The 644-nt window shown below is 54.0% G+C and carries 1 protein-coding gene; it reads left to right on the top strand.

The window, feature by feature from the left end:
* Positions 1–54 precede the first annotated feature (54 nt).
* Positions 55–644: gamma-glutamyltransferase (locus tag ACWHAR_RS28410; protein ID WP_452088612.1), on the top strand; the 590-nt coding region annotated here is incomplete at its 3' end.

The following is a 644-nucleotide window of genomic DNA, read 5'->3' as shown; positions in this document are numbered from 1 at the left end:
ACGGGCCACTATACTTCAAAGGACAAATGAATGCTTGAAAGGAAGGAATGAGCTATGGAGAAGCTGAAGATCGGTTCGAAACAAATGGTTGTCAGTCCTCATTATCTCGCTTCGCTTGCAGGCAGCATCATCATGGAGAAGGGGGGGAACGCGTTTGACGCCGCTGTTGCAGTAAGCGCGTGCCTAGCTGTTGTCTATCCGCATATGACAGGACTCGGAGGGGATGCCTTTTGGCTGATGTATCACAATGGAAGCGGGGAGATCAAAGGGTACAATGGCAGCGGGCGGTCGGGGCGGAAAGCGGACCGGGATCAGTATAAAGGAGAGCGCGCCATTCCGGTCAGGGGCCCAAGGAGTGCGATTACCGTGCCGGGGATGGTGGACAGCTGGGCCGAAATACTGGCTGCGTACGGCCGTCTATCGCTTCGAGAGGTGCTGAAGCCGGCGATTATGTATGCAGAAAAGGGGTTCCCGGTCTCGCCTGATCAATGTCAAAACACGGTGAAAAACGCTGAATGGCTTTCCTGTATGCCGATCACTGCAGATATTTATCTTCCGGGAGGAAAACCGCCCTCTCCAGGTGAGCGTTTTGTGCAGAAAGAGCTCGCGCGCACTTTGACGTTGATCGCTGAGAAAGGAAGAGA

The sequence above is a fragment of the Bacillus sp. LR--39 genome (genome assembly GCF_053613335.1).
This window is presented reverse-complemented; position numbering and strand designations above follow the sequence as displayed.